The 16,650-nt window shown below is 45.7% G+C and carries 17 protein-coding genes; 16 read left to right on the top strand and 1 reads right to left on the bottom strand.

The annotated features are described in order from the left end of the window. The first annotated feature begins 10 nt into the window (after positions 1–10). The 8 genes from sdaAA to rnc all read left to right on the top strand — a co-directional run bounded on the left by sdaAA (position 11) and on the right by rnc (position 7,707). The gene (gene sdaAA, locus M1K46_RS08785; protein ID WP_062231698.1) at positions 11–898 is read left to right on the top strand and encodes an L-serine ammonia-lyase, iron-sulfur-dependent, subunit alpha; all 888 of its coding nucleotides are present in this window, start codon (positions 11–13) and stop codon (positions 896–898) included. Further along, a complete protein-coding gene (gene recG / locus M1K46_RS08790; protein WP_256225741.1) occupies positions 895–2,937 on the top strand; it encodes an ATP-dependent DNA helicase RecG in 2,043 nt (680 codons plus the stop codon). Before sdaAA ends, recG begins: the two co-directional genes overlap by 4 nt. A 147-nt stretch (positions 2,938–3,084) precedes the next feature. Then, positions 3,085–3,663, top strand: coding sequence for a transcription factor FapR (gene fapR / locus M1K46_RS08795; protein WP_256225742.1), 579 nt, complete (start codon positions 3,085–3,087; stop codon positions 3,661–3,663). After that, entirely contained in the window at positions 3,660–4,670 is a 1,011-nt protein-coding gene (plsX, locus tag M1K46_RS08800; protein WP_256225744.1) for a phosphate acyltransferase PlsX, read from the top strand. Before fapR ends, plsX begins: the two co-directional genes overlap by 4 nt. Further along, positions 4,670–5,608: an ACP S-malonyltransferase gene (gene fabD, locus M1K46_RS08805; protein ID WP_256225745.1), complete on the top strand. Its 939-nt coding sequence runs from the start codon at positions 4,670–4,672 to the stop codon at positions 5,606–5,608. Before plsX ends, fabD begins: the two co-directional genes overlap by 1 nt. Before the next feature lie 5 nt (positions 5,609–5,613). Next, positions 5,614–6,354: a 3-oxoacyl-[acyl-carrier-protein] reductase gene (fabG, locus tag M1K46_RS08810; RefSeq protein WP_256225746.1), complete on the top strand. Its 741-nt coding sequence runs from the start codon at positions 5,614–5,616 to the stop codon at positions 6,352–6,354. A gap of 230 nt (positions 6,355–6,584) precedes the next feature. After that, complete coding sequence (acpP, locus tag M1K46_RS08815) at positions 6,585–6,821, top strand: acyl carrier protein (RefSeq protein WP_053354523.1); 237 nt, start codon at positions 6,585–6,587, stop codon at positions 6,819–6,821. A 100-nt stretch (positions 6,822–6,921) separates the two neighbouring features. Next, positions 6,922–7,707 (top strand): ribonuclease III, encoded by a 786-nt coding sequence (rnc, locus tag M1K46_RS08820; protein ID WP_375162178.1) that lies wholly within the window; start codon positions 6,922–6,924, stop codon positions 7,705–7,707. 50 nt (positions 7,708–7,757) lie between these two features. Here the strand turns inward: rnc and M1K46_RS08825 are convergent, their stop codons facing one another. Beyond that, a complete protein-coding gene (locus tag M1K46_RS08825) occupies positions 7,758–7,982 on the bottom strand; it encodes a DUF1128 domain-containing protein (RefSeq protein ID WP_053354522.1) in 225 nt (74 codons plus the stop codon). Positions 7,983–8,092: 110 nt separating this feature from the next. Between M1K46_RS08825 and smc the strand changes: the two genes are divergently transcribed. From smc to trmD, 8 genes are all read left to right on the top strand, one after another. Next, positions 8,093–11,662: a chromosome segregation protein SMC gene (gene smc, locus M1K46_RS08830; RefSeq protein ID WP_256225749.1), complete on the top strand. Its 3,570-nt coding sequence runs from the start codon at positions 8,093–8,095 to the stop codon at positions 11,660–11,662. A gap of 31 nt (positions 11,663–11,693) precedes the next feature. Then, entirely contained in the window at positions 11,694–12,680 is a 987-nt protein-coding gene (ftsY, locus tag M1K46_RS08835) for a signal recognition particle-docking protein FtsY (protein WP_053354520.1), read from the top strand. 198 nt (positions 12,681–12,878) lie between these two features. Beyond that, positions 12,879–13,202, top strand: a complete 324-nt coding sequence (locus M1K46_RS08840; protein WP_062231712.1) for a putative DNA-binding protein — start codon at positions 12,879–12,881, stop codon at positions 13,200–13,202. Positions 13,203–13,216: 14 nt separating this feature from the next. Then, the gene (gene ffh, locus M1K46_RS08845) at positions 13,217–14,560 is read left to right on the top strand and encodes a signal recognition particle protein (protein WP_053354518.1); all 1,344 of its coding nucleotides are present in this window, start codon (positions 13,217–13,219) and stop codon (positions 14,558–14,560) included. An 87-nt stretch (positions 14,561–14,647) separates the two neighbouring features. After that, complete coding sequence (gene rpsP, locus M1K46_RS08850) at positions 14,648–14,920, top strand: 30S ribosomal protein S16 (protein ID WP_053354517.1); 273 nt, start codon at positions 14,648–14,650, stop codon at positions 14,918–14,920. Positions 14,921–14,934: 14 nt separating this feature from the next. Continuing rightward, complete coding sequence (locus M1K46_RS08855; protein WP_053358276.1) at positions 14,935–15,162, top strand: KH domain-containing protein; 228 nt, start codon at positions 14,935–14,937, stop codon at positions 15,160–15,162. Positions 15,163–15,318: 156 nt separating this feature from the next. Next, complete coding sequence (gene rimM, locus M1K46_RS08860; RefSeq protein WP_256225752.1) at positions 15,319–15,837, top strand: ribosome maturation factor RimM; 519 nt, start codon at positions 15,319–15,321, stop codon at positions 15,835–15,837. Position 15,838: 1 nt separating this feature from the next. Continuing rightward, positions 15,839–16,576: a tRNA (guanosine(37)-N1)-methyltransferase TrmD gene (trmD, locus tag M1K46_RS08865; RefSeq protein ID WP_091005402.1), complete on the top strand. Its 738-nt coding sequence runs from the start codon at positions 15,839–15,841 to the stop codon at positions 16,574–16,576. The last annotated feature ends 74 nt before the right edge of the window (positions 16,577–16,650 follow it).

Genomic DNA, 16,650 nt, shown 5'->3' on the forward strand with positions numbered 1-16,650 from the left:
AGAAGTAAGTATGTTTCGTAATGTTGCCGAACTAGTGGAACTTGCCGAGGCAAAAGAATGCAAGATTTCAGATATCATGATTGAGCAGGAAATGGAGTTTACGGGCCGGACGAAAGATGAAATCATCAGCCAGATGGACAGAAACTTAAAGGTGATGGAAGAAGCTGTTGAACGAGGAATAACGGAAGATGTTAAATCTCATTCCGGATTGACTGGCGGGGATGCCATCCTCCTTCAGAATTATTTAAAAAGCGGGAAAAGCCTTTCAGGTGAGTTCATGCTGGATGCGGTCAGTAAAGCTATCGCAACCAATGAAGTCAACGCGGCTATGGGAACCATCTGTGCCACCCCTACAGCAGGCTCAGCAGGAGTGGTTCCTGGAACGCTCTTTGCCTTGAAAGATAAATTAAATCCGACAAGAGAGCAGATGGTCGCCTTTTTATTTGCTTCTGGAGCTTTCGGATTTGTAGTCGCCAACAATGCTTCTATTTCAGGTGCTGCCGGGGGCTGCCAGGCAGAAGTCGGATCAGCGACCGGTATGGCAGCAGCGGCCATTGTTGAGCTAGCTGGCGGGACACCTTCACAGTCCGCAGAAGCGATGGCTATCGCTCTGAAGAACATGCTAGGGCTCGTTTGTGATCCTGTTGCAGGCCTTGTAGAAGTACCTTGTGTAAAGCGGAACGCCATGGGAGCAAGCAATGCAATTGTTGCTGCTGATATGGCGCTCGCAGGAATCAAAAGCAGGATTCCGTGCGATGAAGTCATCGATGCGATGTACAAGATCGGGCAATCCATGCCGACAGCACTGAAAGAAACAGCGCAAGGAGGTTTGGCGGCTACACCAACTGCCCGGGAGCTTGAAGCGAAAATATTTGGAATAGCCCTGGATAAAAAATGAAGCTTAACGAATTAAAAGTGACAGAGATCAATGGGATTGGTGAGAGCAAATCAGAAGAACTGAAAGAGCTTGGGGTTGTCTCAGTGATGGATCTGCTTGCATATTTGCCGTTCCGCTATGACAATCATCAGCTGAAAGATCTGGCCGATGTTAAACATGAAGAGAGGGCAACAATCGAAGGGAAGGTTCACAGCGAACCTTCTCTCCGTTATTTTCCAAGAAAAAAATCAAAACTCAGCATCAGGGTGCTGATCGGACGTTATTTAATAACCGCTGTCTTTTTTAATCAGCCATATTTAAAAAAGCAGCTGACACCTGGACAGACGGTTACCCTCACAGGAAAATGGGATGCTCATAAAATGACCCTGACCGTTAATGACATTAAATTTGGACTGCAGCCGCAAGATGAAAGTATCGATCCCATCTATCCGGTCAAGGGAGAGATGAGCGTGAAGCAAGTAAGGCGGTTGATCAAACTCGCCTTCAACCAATATGGTGAGGAGGTTGAGGAAGTGCTTCCGAAGGAGAGTTTGGAGTCCTATAAGCTTTGGCCGAGAAAACAAGCGCTATACAGCCTGCACTTTCCGCAGAGTTTTGAACATTTAAAACAGGCGCGCCGCCGGATGGTATATGAGGAATTCCTGCTTTTTCAGCTTAAGATGCAAATGTTTAAAAAGATCAACCGTGAACAGTCTGCCGGAGAAAAACTGCATTTCAGCATGGATGATGTCAACAGGTTTGTTACTTCTTTGCCCTTCCCGCTGACGAATGCCCAGCAGCGGGTCACTCATGAGATTTTAAAGGACATGTCATCTCCCCACAGGATGAACCGCCTTCTTCAAGGAGATGTCGGATCTGGCAAAACAGTCGTTGCAGCCATCGCTCTATTTGCAGCTTTTTCCTCAGGAAGCCAAGGAGCTTTGATGGTACCGACTGAAATATTGGCGGAACAGCACTACCATTCGCTTCTCCAGCTGCTTGAACCTCATCAGATTAGGGTGGAATTGCTGACAAGTTCTGTGAAAGGGAAAAGACGGGCAGATATTTTAGCAAGGCTTATAGAGGGAGAAGTGGATGTGTTAATTGGTACACACGCACTCATTCAGGATGAGGTTGTATTTCATCAATTAGGCCTTGTCATAACTGATGAACAGCATCGTTTTGGCGTCAAACAGCGCCGGGTGCTGCGCGAAAAAGGACAAAGTCCGGATGTGCTGTTCATGACAGCAACCCCCATTCCGCGGACGCTTGCAATCTCCGTGTTTGGAGACATGGATGTTTCTGTCATCGACGAAATGCCAGCCGGCAGAAAAGCCATCGAAACCTATTGGGCTAAACATAACATGCTTGACCGTGTCCTAGGTTTTGTACAGAAAGAGCTTGATCAAGGGAGACAGGCCTATGTGATTTGTCCGCTTATTGAGGAGTCAGACAAGCTGGATGTTCAGAATGCGATTGATGTACATGCACAGCTGCAGCACTATTTTCTTCAATACAGGGTCGGCTTAATGCATGGAAGGCTCCATTCCTCTGAAAAAGAGGAAGTGATGAGAGAATTTGCTGAGAATAAGTGCCATGTTCTGGTATCTACGACCGTAGTAGAAGTCGGAGTAAACGTACCGAACGCCACGATGATGGTGATCTACGATGCGGAAAGGTTTGGCCTGTCACAGCTTCATCAGCTCAGGGGCCGCGTCGGCCGTGGAAGTGATCAGTCGTATTGTATATTAATCGCTGACCCGAAATCAGAAGAGGGAAAAGAAAGAATGAGGATCATGACAGAAACCTCTGATGGTTTTGTTCTGTCAGAAAAAGATCTTGAACTTAGAGGCCCGGGGGACTTCTTCGGCAGCAAACAGAGCGGGCTTCCAGATTTTAAGATCGCAGATATCGTGCATGACTACCGTGTGCTCGAGGTGGCGAGGAACGATGCTTCCCGGCTCGTCAATTCAGAAGCGCTTTTTCATGAAGCGGCCTACGCTCCACTTAGAAGCTTCTTGGAAAAGGAAGGCGTGTTAACATCGGAACGCCTTGATTGATGAGGGTTCTGCCTTCTGACGAATAGGTCCTTTCTTGAAATGATATAGCTGCTATTATATACTACTGTTAGTACCAGCTCTTAAAAAGCGAAAAACCGTGCATCCATAGAGGCTGATGCTTAAATGGCATATCTGGATGGTGTATACATGAAAAGAACGAAAAAAGAACGACAGGCTTTGCTGAAAGCTACGATTGAAAGGACGCCATTTATTACGGATGAAGAACTGGCGGATAAATTCACTGTCAGTGTCCAGACCATACGGCTTGACCGTCTTGAACTTTCGATCCCGGAACTAAGGGAACGGATCAAAAACGTTGCACAGCAGCAGCTGGATACCGTTAAAGCCCTTCCGCTCGAGGAAGTAATCGGCGAAATTATTGATCTCCAGCTGGACGAAGCAGCGATATCCATATTGGACATAAAGAGTGAACATGTGTTTTCCCGGACAAAAATAGCAAGGGGGCATCATCTGTTTGCACAGGCAAACTCACTTGCCGTAGCCATTATAAACGATGATCTGGCCCTTACTTCAAAGGCAAAGATCCGTTTTACCCGGCAAGTAAAAGAAGGGGAGCGAGTTGTTGCCAAGGCAAGGGTGAGCAGCATTGAAGGCTACCGGACGACAGTGGAAGTTACGAGCTATGTAGATAAAGAGGCTGTTTTTTCCGGGGAGTTCATCATGTTCCGTTCAACTGGAGAAGGAAGGGAAGGGAGTAAGACATGAGAATTGCCATCGATGCAATGGGAGGCGACAATGCTCCGGAAGCTCAGGTTAAAGGAGCTTTAAAAGCACTTTCTGTCTTTGATGATCTTACAGTGATTTTAATTGGAGATGAAAAGAAAATCTCTCCTTATCTGACTTCTGCAAAAAACATTGAAGTCATTCACACGGAAGAAAAAATAGCAAGCGATGATGAACCTGTACGTGCAGTGCGGAAGAAAAAGAACGCTTCCATGGTTCTCGCCGCTAAAGAGGTAAAAGAGGGGCGGGCGGATGCCTGTATCTCAGCAGGGAATACTGGAGCACTTATGGCTTCTGGTCTGTTTAACGTCGGCAGGATCAGCGGTATTGACCGTCCGGCTCTATCTCCGACGCTTCCGACAGTAGACGGGAAGGGGTTTTTGCTCCTGGATGTAGGCGCCAATATGGATGCAAAACCTGAGCATCTGCTGCAGTACGCTATCATGGGAAGTACATATGCAGAGCAAGTAAGGGGAACGAGTTCTCCGAGAGTCGGTCTTTTGAATGTCGGCACGGAGGATGAAAAAGGGAATGCCTTAAGCAAAGCGGCCTTTCAGCTGCTGAAAGAAGCTCCCGTGAACTTTATCGGTAACGTTGAAGCAAGGGACCTCCTGAACGGAGCAGCCGATGTTGTCGTCTGCGATGGGTTTTCTGGAAATGTAGTGCTGAAAACGATAGAAGGTACCGCGCTGACGATGTTTTCCATGCTTAAGCAGGAGCTTACAGCGACCGCTGTCAGCAAGATTGCAGCTGGAATTTTAAAACCCCGGCTTAAAGGCCTGAAGAACAAGCTGGACTATTCAGAGTATGGCGGAGCGGGATTATTTGGGCTTGCTGCACCGGTAGTAAAAGCCCATGGCTCTTCCGATGAGAACGCGATTTTTAATGCGGTAAGACAAACGAGAACGATGGTAGAGAAAAATGTTGTTCAAATCATAGCTGAAAAGATGAAAGAATTTGAAAGAGAAGAACAAAAGGGGGAAGAATAATGGGTAAAATTGCTTTTCTTTTTCCGGGACAGGGCTCCCAAAGCGTTGGAATGGCGCAAGAACTGGCACAAAATTTCGTAGAAGCCCGAACTATCTTTGATACCGCAGATGAAAAGCTCGGTATCTCTTTGTCTTCTATCATTTTTGAAGGGCCTGAAGAAGACTTAAAACGAACAGAAAACACACAGCCGGCCCTGCTGACTGCAAGTATTGCTGTTTTGGAAGTTTTTAAGAAATATGGGATCAAAGCTGACTATGCAGCCGGGCACAGTCTTGGAGAATATTCAGCTCTTGTGGCGGCAGGCAGCCTGTCGTTTGAAGATGCTGTATACGCGGTCAGACAGCGTGGCCTTTTTATGGAAGAAGCCGTGCCGACAGGAGTCGGTGCGATGTCTGCCATCCTGGGAATGAAACAGGAGGAACTTGAAGCCATTACAGAAAAGGTTACTCAGAACGGGCATGCTGTTCAGGTCGCTAATCTTAACTGTCCGGGGCAGATCGTTATTTCTGGTACTGCTCAGGGAGTTGCAGACGCTTCAAGCCTTGCGAAAGAAAACGGTGCAAAAGTGATCCCGCTGCAAGTGAGCGGTCCTTTCCATTCTTCCTTAATGGAGCCGGCAGCTGAGAAAATGCAGGATGTTCTTGACTCGATTACGATTCAGGATGCAGAAATTCCGGTCCTTGCGAACGTCTCTGCCAAACCGGTAACAGATGCAGGGGAAATAAAAGAAAAGCTCGTCAAGCAAATCTACTCTCCGGTCAGATGGGAAGAGACCATTAATGAACTAATGGCTTTAGGTGTAGATACCTTTATCGAAATCGGACCAGGTAAAGTGCTGTCAGGCCTCGTGAAGAAAGTGAATCGCCGGGCAAATGTCATCGCCATCAGTGATGAAGCAACCATAAATGCAGCAGCGGAAAAGCTGAAGGGAGAGTAAAACTGATGTTAAAAGGAAAAACAGCTCTTGTTACAGGCGCATCCAGGGGAATCGGAAGGGCCATCGCGTTGGAACTGGCAAAAAACGGCGCTAAAGTGGCCGTAAACTATGCAGGCAGTGAAGCGAAGGCGCAGGAAGTCGTAGATGAGATACGATCAATGGGCCAGGACGCTATCGCTGTACAAGCAAATGTGGCAGATAGTGAATCGGTATCAGCTATGGTTAAAACAGTTATTGAAGAGTTTGGTGCTCTGGACATTCTAGTGAATAACGCAGGTATCACGAGAGACAACCTGATCATGAGAATGAAAGAGGACGAGTGGGACGCTGTCCTTGACACCAACTTAAAAGGTGTATTCCTCTGCACAAAAGCCGTAACCCGCCAGATGATGAAGCAGAGAAAGGGGAGAATCATTAATATCTCCTCCATTGTCGGTGTATCCGGAAATCCTGGCCAGGCCAATTATGTTGCAGCCAAAGCAGGTGTTATCGGATTGACAAAATCAACGGCTAAAGAATTAGCCAGCAGAAATATTACGGTGAACGCAGTGGCTCCAGGATTCATTGATACGGATATGACACACGTTCTTGAAGAAAATGTAAAAGGTGAGATGCTGAAGGCAATACCGCTTGCCCGTTTTGGGAGCACGGAAGACATCTCCTCCCTCGTCACTTTCCTAGCAAGCGACTGCAGTTCCTATATTACTGGACAGACGATCCACGTCGACGGCGGAATGGTGATGTAAGAATAGCGAAAACTGGGAAGCCTAAGGAGAGCTTCTCAGTTTTTATGGAATCCAGCTTCAGTGGCCAGAGACTCGAATGCTTCAGTCTCCCCCTCCAACACAAAGACCGTGTTGCTGTGTGAGACTTCCGCCATTTTTCGTCTCTAAACAGGCCACTTCAGCATTTCTATCTTTTCTATCTTTTTTTTTCTTATGAAATGGTATATATTATTGAAAGGAGGTGAATACACATGGCAGACGTATTAGAAAGAGTTTCAAAGATTATCGTAGATCGTCTTGGTGTAGACGCTGCTGAGGTTAAAACCGAAGCTTCTTTTAAAGAAGATCTAGGTGCTGATTCCTTGGATGTTGTTGAATTAGTTATGGAACTTGAGGACGAGTTTGATTTGGAAATTTCCGACGAGGATGCTGAAAAAATTACAACGGTTGGTGACGTTGTTAATTACATAAACAGCAACAACAACTAATTTTATGCTGAACAAAGTCCCGTAACAGATGGTGCGGGACTTTAAACCTGTTGGCAGAAGAATAATGCCGATACCCTCTAAGTGTTTGCAGGAGGCAATGATGAAAGGTTCAAAGAAACAGACATCAAATTTAAAGAAACATTCGAGACAGAGATTTAAGCATCAGGCAAGAAAACAGATGGATGAAAAGGTACGCAAACAAAAGGTAGCTCCCTTACAGGAACGAATTAATCTCTTCTTTGACAATGAAAAATTACTGGTTCAGGCATTTACCCATTCATCATATGTGAATGAGCATCGGGGACGTCCTTACGAAGACAACGAACGGCTTGAATTTTTAGGGGATGCAGTTCTTGAATTGACAATTTCTCAATTTCTTTACTCAAAGTTTTCGACTATGAGCGAAGGAGAGTTAACAAAATTAAGAGCAGCCATTGTCTGTGAGCCATCTCTCGTTATTTTGGCCAACGAGCTTCATTTTGGGGATTATGTTTTGCTGGGCAAAGGCGAAGAAAACACCGGCGGACGCACACGGCCGGCATTGCTCGCAGATGTGTTTGAAGCCTTTATCGGTGCACTGTACCTTGATAAAGGAATCGAAGCCGTTAAAGGATTTCTGGAAGTGAATGTTTTTCCCCGAATTAATGAAGGTGCTTTTTCTCATGTGATGGATTTTAAGAGCCAGCTTCAGGAATATGTTCAGCGAGAAGGTCTTGGAACGATTGATTATAAAATCATTCAGGAAAAAGGGCCGGCGCATAACCGGGAATTCGTATCTGAGGTAAAGTTAAATGAAGATACGTTCGGAATCGGTTTTGGACGTTCTAAAAAAGAAGCAGAGCAGCATGCTGCACAGGAAGCGCTCGAGAAGATAATGAAACAATAAAAAAAACACCCTGCGAAAAGGGTGTTTTTCTTATGATTATGTATGAACGCTTACTTCTTTTTTAGGGAACCGAGCTCGGAGACGATGCCTTCCATATCTCGTACACTGAATCCAGGCATTTTCATTACCATATCATAAAGTTCTTTTATGTCATCATATTGGTCAACGGTGTAATCATCACCTTGGATCAGACCTGAGTTTACGAGCTGGAGCTTTTTTTTCAAGCCTTCTATCATAAACTCTATGTTCTCCTGGCTGGGAGTGGATAAGTTCATAGTAGCACCCTTTCTATCCTCAATATTACATAATTGTAGCATAAAAGAATCTATTTGTAAGTTGATCTATGGTAAAATAAATTAGTTAAGAATACATAAGGGGGATTAAGATGTTCCTCAAACGGTTAGATGTAGTAGGTTTTAAGTCTTTTGCGGATCGAATCAATATTGAATTTGTGCCTGGTGTGACTGCGGTCGTAGGGCCGAACGGCAGCGGTAAAAGCAACATTTCGGATGCCGTCCGCTGGGTGCTTGGTGAGCAATCGGCCAAATCGCTCCGCGGTTCAAAGATGGAAGATATCATTTTCGCTGGAAGCGATAACCGCAAACCGCTGAACGTGGCTGAAGTAACACTAACGCTTGATAATGAAGATCAGCATATACCGCTTGAATATAATGAAATCAGTGTCACCCGCAGAGTGTACCGTTCGGGTGACAGTGAATATTTGTTGAATAAACAGCAGTGCCGCCTGAAAGACATCGTGGATCTGTTCATGGATTCCGGTCTTGGCCGTGAAGCGTATTCGATTATCGGCCAAGGGAAGATCGAAGAGATCTTGAGCAGTAAGGCGGAAGACAGAAGAAAGATCTTTGAAGAGGCAGCCGGGGTCCTGAAATACAAAACCCGTAAACAAAAGGCAGAGCAAAAATTGCAGGAAACTCAGGAAAACCTGAACCGGGTGGAAGATATACTTTATGAACTAGAAGGACAAGTTGAGCCTTTAAAAATACAGGCCTCCATCGCCAAGGATTTTCTTGAGAAAAAAGAAGAACTTCAGCAGATCGAAGTGGCTTTGACGGTTTTTGAAATTGAAGAACTGCATGAAAAATGGGAAAAACAATCTACACTCGTAGAAGAACTCAAAAATAAAGATTTCGCACTATCATCGAAAGTGAAAAATGAAGAAGCATCACTCGAACGAGCCAGAGCCGACATACAGGCATTGGACGAATCCATAGACGAACTGCAGCAGTCGCTTCTCGTCGCGAGCGAAGAGCTTGAAAAGCTTGAAGGGAAACGCGAAGTCTTAAAAGAACGAAAGAAAAACTATCATCAGAATAAAGAGTCTCTCAAACAGCAGATTCAGACACTTAAGAAAAAAAGCGAGGAGCTCCAGGCTGCTTCTACAGAAGGGACCAAGATTTTTGGCGAACAGAAGAAGGAACTGCGTTCACTCCGCAGCCAGCTGAAGGAAGAGGAGAACCGTCTTTCTATCATCGAGCTCGATCTTGAAGCAGAGCTGGAACGTTTAAAAAGTGACTACTTTGAGAACTTGAACAGCCAGGCTTCCATTAAGAATGAAATTCGTTATTTATCGGATCAGCAGAACCAGCAGCAGTTCAAGTCGAGCAGGCTGGATCAAGAACACGAGAAATATGTAGCTGAACGTGAAAGAGTCACCTCAGATAAAAAAGAATTGCTCGAGAAGGCTAAGGAAGCTGAGGAGAATATTCAGTCTCACTTAAAGCAGTATGCCGGATTAAAACAGCAGCTTGAACAAAAAGAAAAAGAGAACGAAGAAATGCAAAGCAAGCTGTATCAAGCCTATCAGTTCATTCAGCAGTTCAAATCAAAAAAAGAATGGCTTGAATCCATGCAGGATGAGTACCAGGGATTTATGCAGGGTGTAAAAGAAGTCCTTAAAGCCAAAGGAACCGTACTGCAGGGCATTGAAGGTGCGGTCGCTGAACTCATCAGCGTACCGGCTGACATCGAGACAGCCATCGAAACGGCTCTCGGCGGATCCATGCAGCACGTTGTTACCCAAAGTGAAAAGGATGCCGTTGCCGCTATCGCTTTTTTAAAGAAAAAAAGATTCGGGAGAGCTACGTTCCTCCCTCTATCTGTCATTAAGGGGCGTTTTATCTCACCGTCTGAAATCAGTTTGGTCGCTTCGCACTCTGCATATGTCGGAGTGGCTTCTCAGCTCGTAACTGGAGACAGCAAATACGAGACGATCATCGCAAACCTGCTTGGCAACATCGTGATCACTAAAACTATCGAGGGAGCGAACGAGATCGCCAAAACCCTCCGTTACAGGTATCGGATTGTTACCCTTGAAGGAGATGTAGTCAGTGCTGGCGGCTCCATGACGGGAGGAAGCGTCAAACAAAAGAATTCCTCGCTCCTTGGAAGACAGCGGGAACTGGACACGGTCACTGGAAAACTGGAGAAAATGGAACAGCAGACAGCTGTCATCGAAGAGCAGGTAAAGGACTCAAAAACAGCGATTACAGAGTTGAGATCTCAGCTCGAATCCTTCCGTGAAGAAGGAGAGAACAGCAGGCTAAAGGAGCAGTCTTTAAAAAGCAGACTGCGCGAAATTGAGATCGAAGAGAAAAACCTGAATGACCGCCTCTCTCTGTATGACCGGGAGAAGAATAGCTATCATTCGGAACAAAGCACGATCGCTGAAAGGATTAAAGAACTTCAGATTTCATTAGAGAGAAATGTGAAAGACGCGAAATCGCTCGAGGATCAGATCGAACAGCTGGATGCCCGTAAGAAAGACCAGCAAACCTCGAAAGAAGAGATTCAGCAGTCAGCCACCGCTTTAAAAATCAAGATTGCAGAAAAAGACCAGCAAACGGCGAACCAGGAAGAGAAACTGGAGAGGATCCAGATGGAACTCCGAGAAGTGAACGATCAGCTTAAAGAGACTGAGCAGGATTTTTGGATGCTGGAAGAAGAGATGAACAGCAATTCATCAGGTGAAGAAATACTTGATGGACACATCGCCAAAAAAAGGCAAGACAAGAATTCTGTACTTCACCTCATCTCTCAGCGCAGACAGGAAAGACTCACGGTGTACCAGCAAGTGGAGGGCCGGGACCGTGAACTGAAAGAATCAAAACGCATTCTTAAACAGCTGAACGATGCCCTCCGTACAGAAGAGGTGAGCATCAACAGGCTCGATGTTGAGCTCGACAACCGCCTCACCCATCTTCGGGAAGAATACGAGCTTTCCTTTGAAGGTGCGAAGGAACAATTCCAGCTGACCATGGAGGCAGCTGAGGCGAGGAAGAAAGTCAAATTAATCAAACTCGGGATAGAAGAACTCGGCATGGTGAACCTTGGTGCCATCGAAGAGTATGAACGCGTATCGCAGCGTTTTGATTTCCTGACAGAACAAAGAGCGGATCTCGTCGAAGCAAAACAGACACTGCATGGAGTCATCGATGAGATGGACGAAGAAATGAAGAAGAGGTTCGAGGAGACGTTCACAAATATCCGCTCACATTTCGGCCAGATCTTCAAAGAGCTGTTTGGCGGAGGAAGGGCAGATTTATCTTTAACCAATCCGGAAAACCTGCTGACGACCGGCGTGGATATCCTTGCTCAGCCTCCAGGTAAAAAGCTGCAGCATCTTGCCCTATTGTCCGGCGGAGAGCGGGCGCTGACCGCTATTGCCCTGCTGTTTGCCATTTTGAAAGTCCGTCCTGTTCCTTTCTGCATCCTTGATGAGGTGGAAGCCGCACTGGATGATGCCAATGTCAGCCGCTATGCGAGCTATTTGCGAACGTTCAGCAATGAAACTCAGTTTATCGTCGTCACCCACCGTAAAGGAACGATGGAGGAAGCGGACGTGCTGTACGGCGTTACGATGCAGGAATCCGGGGTTTCCAAACTTGTTTCCGTCAAGCTGGAGGAATCAAGGGATCTCGTCGGGACAAAGTAATGTATCATGTATGAATTTGAAGGAGGAACCTATGAGCTTCTTAAAACGACTAAAAGACAAATTCACTTCTCAAACAGACTCTGTATCTGAAAAATTCAAAAGCGGACTGGAAAAGACCCGAACTTCTTTTTCGACAAAAGTCAATGACCTCGTTAAGCGGTACAGAAAAGTTGATGAAGAATTTTTCGAGGAACTGGAAGAAATTTTGATCAGTGCCGATGTAGGCGTCCATACGGTTATGGATTTAATCGACAAATTAAAGGACATCGCGCGTACGAGAAACATCCAGGAAACAGAAGAACTGAAATTCGCGATCTCAGAAACACTCGCTGGAATGCTCCATAAAGGAGAACAGGACGGCTCACTGAACCTTCAAACAGAAGGCATGACGGTCATCCTTTTTGTCGGTGTAAACGGCGTAGGGAAAACGACGACGATCGGAAAACTTGCTCATCAGCTGAAACAACAAGGGAAAACCGTGATGCTTGCTGCCGGGGACACATTCCGCGCTGGAGCGATCGAGCAGCTTGAAGTCTGGGGGCAGCGTGCAGGCGTGGATGTTATCAAACATCAGGAAGGATCCGATCCTGCAGCCGTTATTTTTGACAGCGTAAAAGCTGCCAAATCCAGAAACGTGGATGTTCTGCTGTGCGATACTGCAGGAAGGCTGCAGAACAAAGTTAATTTAATGAATGAGCTTGAAAAAGTGAAACGCGTTATCGAACGGGAAGTGCCGGGAGCACCGCATGAGGTATTGCTTGTCGTTGATGCGACGACTGGACAGAATGCGATGAGCCAGGCGAAGATATTCAGCCAGTCGACAAATGTTTCAGGTCTTGTACTTACTAAGCTCGATGGTACAGCCAAGGGCGGAATCGTTCTCGGCATCCGGAACGAACTTGATATCCCTGTGAAATTTGTCGGCCTAGGTGAAAAAATCGACGACCTGCAGGCATTTGATCCTGATCAGTTTGTCTACGGACTCTTTTCTGGATTGGAGGAAGAAAAAGCGGAGTAATCCGCTTTTCTTTTTTTGTATGAGGTTGGCTGAATGGAAGTGTTTCGGACAACTTCTCAGTATTTGCGGAGAATGCTTGTCGTCCCTGAACAGGTATCTCAGCTTTTCTAATCTATCAAGAAAAAATCTTGACATTGTTTCTTCGACAGTGTACTATAATTTAACGTAAAGGCTTTTCACTTAACAAGGGGTGTTGGGATGCTGGATAAGACGATGAGAATTAATTATCTTTATGACTTTTATCAGTCCTTGCTGACACCGAAGCAAAAGAATTACATGGCTTTTTATTATCTGGATGACTTTTCCCTTGGAGAAATCGCTGAACAATATAATGTAAGCCGCCAGGCCGTTTATGATAATATAAAACGGACCGAGGCGATGCTTGAAGAATACGAGGAAAAACTCGGTTTATTTGCGAAATTTCAGGAACGCGATCAGTTACTTTCCAGATTAAAAGAACTGCTCGGAAATTCGTCTGATAAAGTTCTTGAGATCATTGATCGCCTTGAAAACATGGAATAGGAGGCGACAATACTATGGCATTTGAAGGATTAGCCGACCGGCTTCAAAACACCTTGCAGAAAATCCGGGGCAAGGGTAAGGTAACAGAAGCGGATGTTAAAGAAATGATGCGTGAAGTCAGGCTTGCACTATTGGAAGCCGATGTTAACTTCCGGGTAGTAAAAGATTTTATCAAGCGAGTGACAGAACGTTCCATAGGTCAGGAAGTACTGAAGAGCCTTACTCCAGGCCAGCAGGTTGTTAAGGTCGTTCACGAAGAGCTCACTGCTCTATTGGGCGGAGAACAAAGCAAGATCGCTGTCAACAACCGGCCGCCAACCGTCATTATGATGGTCGGGCTGCAAGGGGCAGGGAAAACGACGACAACCGGGAAGCTTGCGAATCATCTTCGAAAGAAGCATAACCGCAATCCTCTTCTGGTGGCTGCCGATATCTATCGTCCTGCAGCGATTCAGCAAATCGAAACACTTGGCAAACAGCTGAGTCTTCCTGTTTTCTCAATGGGGGACAAAGTGAGCCCGGTTGAGATCACGAAACAGGCACTGGCTAAGGCAAAGGAAGAGCATCATGATTATGTTCTCATCGATACGGCAGGACGCCTTCACATTGATGAAGAACTGATGGATGAGCTTCAAAAGGTAAAAGAACTGGCAAATCCCAATGAAATTTTCCTTGTGGTTGATGCCATGACCGGGCAAGACGCCGTTAATGTTGCCGAGAGCTTTAATGAGCAGCTTGGATTAACGGGTGTCGTACTGACCAAGCTTGATGGAGATACTCGCGGCGGTGCTGCACTTTCCATTAAAGCAGTGACAGATCTCCCGATTAAGTTTGTCGGTATGGGAGAAAAGATGGATGCGCTAGAACCGTTCCATCCAGACAGAATGTCCTCCAGGATTCTTGGAATGGGTGATGTGCTGACGCTTATTGAAAAAGCACAGACTAACGTTGACGAAGAAAAGGCAAAAGAACTGCAAAAGAAGATGCGGGACATGTCTTTTACTTTCGATGATTTCCTTGATCAGATGGGGCAGGTCAGAAACCTCGGCCCTCTTGATGAACTGCTTAGCATGATGCCGGGCGCGAACAAGATGAAGGGCTTGAAAAATGTCTCCATAGATGAGAAACAGATTGGCCATGTCGAGGCTATCATTCGATCGATGACCAAACTCGAAAGAGAACAGCCGGAGATCATCAACGCTTCAAGAAGAAAAAGGATTGCGAAAGGGAGCGGACGGACCGTACAGGAAGTAAACCGCCTCATCAAGCAGTTCGACGATATGAAGAAGATGATGAAACAAATGTCCGGTATGATGAAGGGCAAGAAAAAAGGCGGAATGAAATTTCCGTTTATGTAAAATGGATGAATTTTCTGGTTTACAAAGCTGGGAATTTATTATATTATATTGATTTGTGTGAACAATTTTCGGAGGTGTATTTTTACAATGGCAGTAAAAATTCGTTTAAAACGCATGGGGCAAAAGAAAGCTCCATTTTATCGGGTAGTAGTAGCAGATTCTCGCGCACCGCGTGATGGTCGCTTTATCGAAGAGATTGGCACTTACAATCCAGTTGTTAATCCTGCAGAAGTTAAAATCAACGAAGAGCAGGCTCTTAAATGGATGCTTGACGGCGCGAAGCCTTCAGACACTGTACGTAACCTTTTCTCTAACGCAGGGATTATGGAAAAGTTTCATAACGCTAAACTACAAAAATAATGGGTGATGATATGATGACAGAGTTAATCGAGACGATTGTTAAGGCTCTTGTTGATCATCCAGAAGAAGTCAGCGTGAAAGAGGTAGCTGATGGCGAAAAGCTTGTTTATCAATTAACCGTGCACAGCTCAGATATGGGCAAGGTGATCGGCAAACAAGGCCGGGTGGCAAAAGCGATCCGTACTGTTGTCAATGCTGCTGGAACAAGCCAGAACAAACGTATTTCACTAGAAATCGTATAGCCGGATTTGAATTCGGCGGCAAAGTTACTTCTTTAAGCTTGAAAAGGGATGAGGGCAGCCTCAGCCCTTTTTTGCACTTTTAAATGATTTTTGATTATAGATTCTAATCATTCAGCCCACACTGTATATAAGAAACGGGCACAAGGGTGGATACATATGCCGAAATGGTTAAACGTAGGAAAAATCGTTAATACACATGGTATACGAGGGGAAGTTCGGGTGATCTCCCGCACGGATTTTCCTGAAGAACGATATAAAATAGGAAACACACTTTATGTGGATTTCGAAGACGGGAGCAGCCTGATACCGGTTGTCATAGCCGCGCACAGGGTTCACAAACAGTTCGACCTTTTGCAGTTTGAAGAACATCCGAACATTAACGACGTTGAAAAGTACAAAGGTCATCTCCTGAAAACGCCTGCGGACGATTCCGTTGAACTTGATGAGGGGGAATTCTTCTATCATGATATCATCGGCTGCACGGTGATAACGCATGAAGGCGAAGAACTCGGAAAGGTAAAAGAAATTCTCTCTCCGGGAGCAAATGACGTATGGGTCGTGAAACGAAAAAACTTCGGGCCTGATATCCTGGTTCCTTACATTCCTCCAGTTGTAAAAAAGGTGGATATCGAAAACAAACAAATCACGATTCATCTGATGGATGGTCTGATTTAACATGAAGATTGATGTCTTATCGCTGTTTCCTGAGATGTTTACCGGTGTATTCGGTTCATCTATCCTCAAAAAGTCACAGGAAAAGGGTCTCGTCCAGTTTCATGTGACCGATTTTAGAGAGTATACAGAAAACAAACACCGGCGTGTTGATGATTACCCCTATGGCGGAGGAGCAGGCATGGTCCTGACACCCCAGCCTCTGTTTGACGCTGTAGAAGCCTTGAAGCGGGAGAATGATACTCAGCAGCCGAGGGTCATCCTTCTCTGTCCGCAGGGGGAGCGCTACAGCCAGCGAAAAGCGGAGGAGCTTTCGAAAGAATCGCACTTGATTTTTGTCTGCGGACACTATGAAGGATATGATGAACGCATCCGGGAAAATTTAGTGACAGATGAGATCTCGATCGGCGATTTTGTTCTCACTGGCGGTGAACTCGGCGCGATGGTCGTTATCGATAGTGTGACGAGGCTTCTCCCTGGTGCTCTCGGCAATGAAGAGTCACCGGTAAAGGACTCGTTCAGCAGCGGAATGCTCGAGCATCCCCAATATACGAGACCCGCAGATTTCAGGGGGATGAAGGTGCCAGAGGTCCTATTGTCAGGGAATCATAAAAACATTGAAGAATGGCGTGCTAAAGAGTCGTTAAGACGCACTTGGAGAAGAAGGCCTGATCTGTTAGAAGGAATGGACTTAACCCCTCAAGAGAAAAAATGGCTTGAAGAGGTTAAAAAAGAGGACTAAATTTTATGCAACTACTTGCCTCTGTCTCTCTCCTATGGTAAGATAAATCTCGTGGCTTAGGCCAGTATTAAGGT

It is taken from the genome of Fictibacillus sp. WQ 8-8 (genome assembly GCF_024494405.1).
GTDB lineage: Bacteria > Bacillota > Bacilli > Bacillales > Fictibacillaceae > Fictibacillus_C > Fictibacillus_C marinisediminis.

Excerpts from the sequence above, each read along its gene's own strand:
- rnc (WP_375162178.1), top strand. The coding sequence starts at position 6,922 with ATGAAAGGTTCAAAGAAACAGACATCAAATTTAAAGAAACATTCGAGA.
- rimM (WP_256225752.1), top strand. The coding sequence starts at position 15,319 with ATGCCGAAATGGTTAAACGTAGGAAAAATCGTTAATACACATGGTATA.
- trmD (WP_091005402.1), top strand. The coding sequence starts at position 15,839 with ATGAAGATTGATGTCTTATCGCTGTTTCCTGAGATGTTTACCGGTGTA.
- recG (WP_256225741.1), top strand. The coding sequence starts at position 895 with ATGAAGCTTAACGAATTAAAAGTGACAGAGATCAATGGGATTGGTGAG.
- ftsY (WP_053354520.1), top strand. The coding sequence starts at position 11,694 with ATGAGCTTCTTAAAACGACTAAAAGACAAATTCACTTCTCAAACAGAC.
- M1K46_RS08825 (WP_053354522.1), bottom strand. The coding sequence starts at position 7,982 with ATGAACTTATCCACTCCCAGCCAGGAGAACATAGAGTTTATGATAGAA.
- sdaAA (WP_062231698.1), top strand. The coding sequence starts at position 11 with ATGTTTCGTAATGTTGCCGAACTAGTGGAACTTGCCGAGGCAAAAGAA.
- ffh (WP_053354518.1), top strand. The coding sequence starts at position 13,217 with ATGGCATTTGAAGGATTAGCCGACCGGCTTCAAAACACCTTGCAGAAA.
- acpP (WP_053354523.1), top strand. The coding sequence starts at position 6,585 with ATGGCAGACGTATTAGAAAGAGTTTCAAAGATTATCGTAGATCGTCTT.
- M1K46_RS08855 (WP_053358276.1), top strand. The coding sequence starts at position 14,935 with ATGACAGAGTTAATCGAGACGATTGTTAAGGCTCTTGTTGATCATCCA.
- fabG (WP_256225746.1), top strand. The coding sequence starts at position 5,614 with ATGTTAAAAGGAAAAACAGCTCTTGTTACAGGCGCATCCAGGGGAATC.
- plsX (WP_256225744.1), top strand. The coding sequence starts at position 3,660 with ATGAGAATTGCCATCGATGCAATGGGAGGCGACAATGCTCCGGAAGCT.
- fabD (WP_256225745.1), top strand. The coding sequence starts at position 4,670 with ATGGGTAAAATTGCTTTTCTTTTTCCGGGACAGGGCTCCCAAAGCGTT.
- fapR (WP_256225742.1), top strand. The coding sequence starts at position 3,085 with ATGAAAAGAACGAAAAAAGAACGACAGGCTTTGCTGAAAGCTACGATT.
- smc (WP_256225749.1), top strand. The coding sequence starts at position 8,093 with ATGTTCCTCAAACGGTTAGATGTAGTAGGTTTTAAGTCTTTTGCGGAT.
- M1K46_RS08840 (WP_062231712.1), top strand. The coding sequence starts at position 12,879 with ATGCTGGATAAGACGATGAGAATTAATTATCTTTATGACTTTTATCAG.
- rpsP (WP_053354517.1), top strand. The coding sequence starts at position 14,648 with ATGGCAGTAAAAATTCGTTTAAAACGCATGGGGCAAAAGAAAGCTCCA.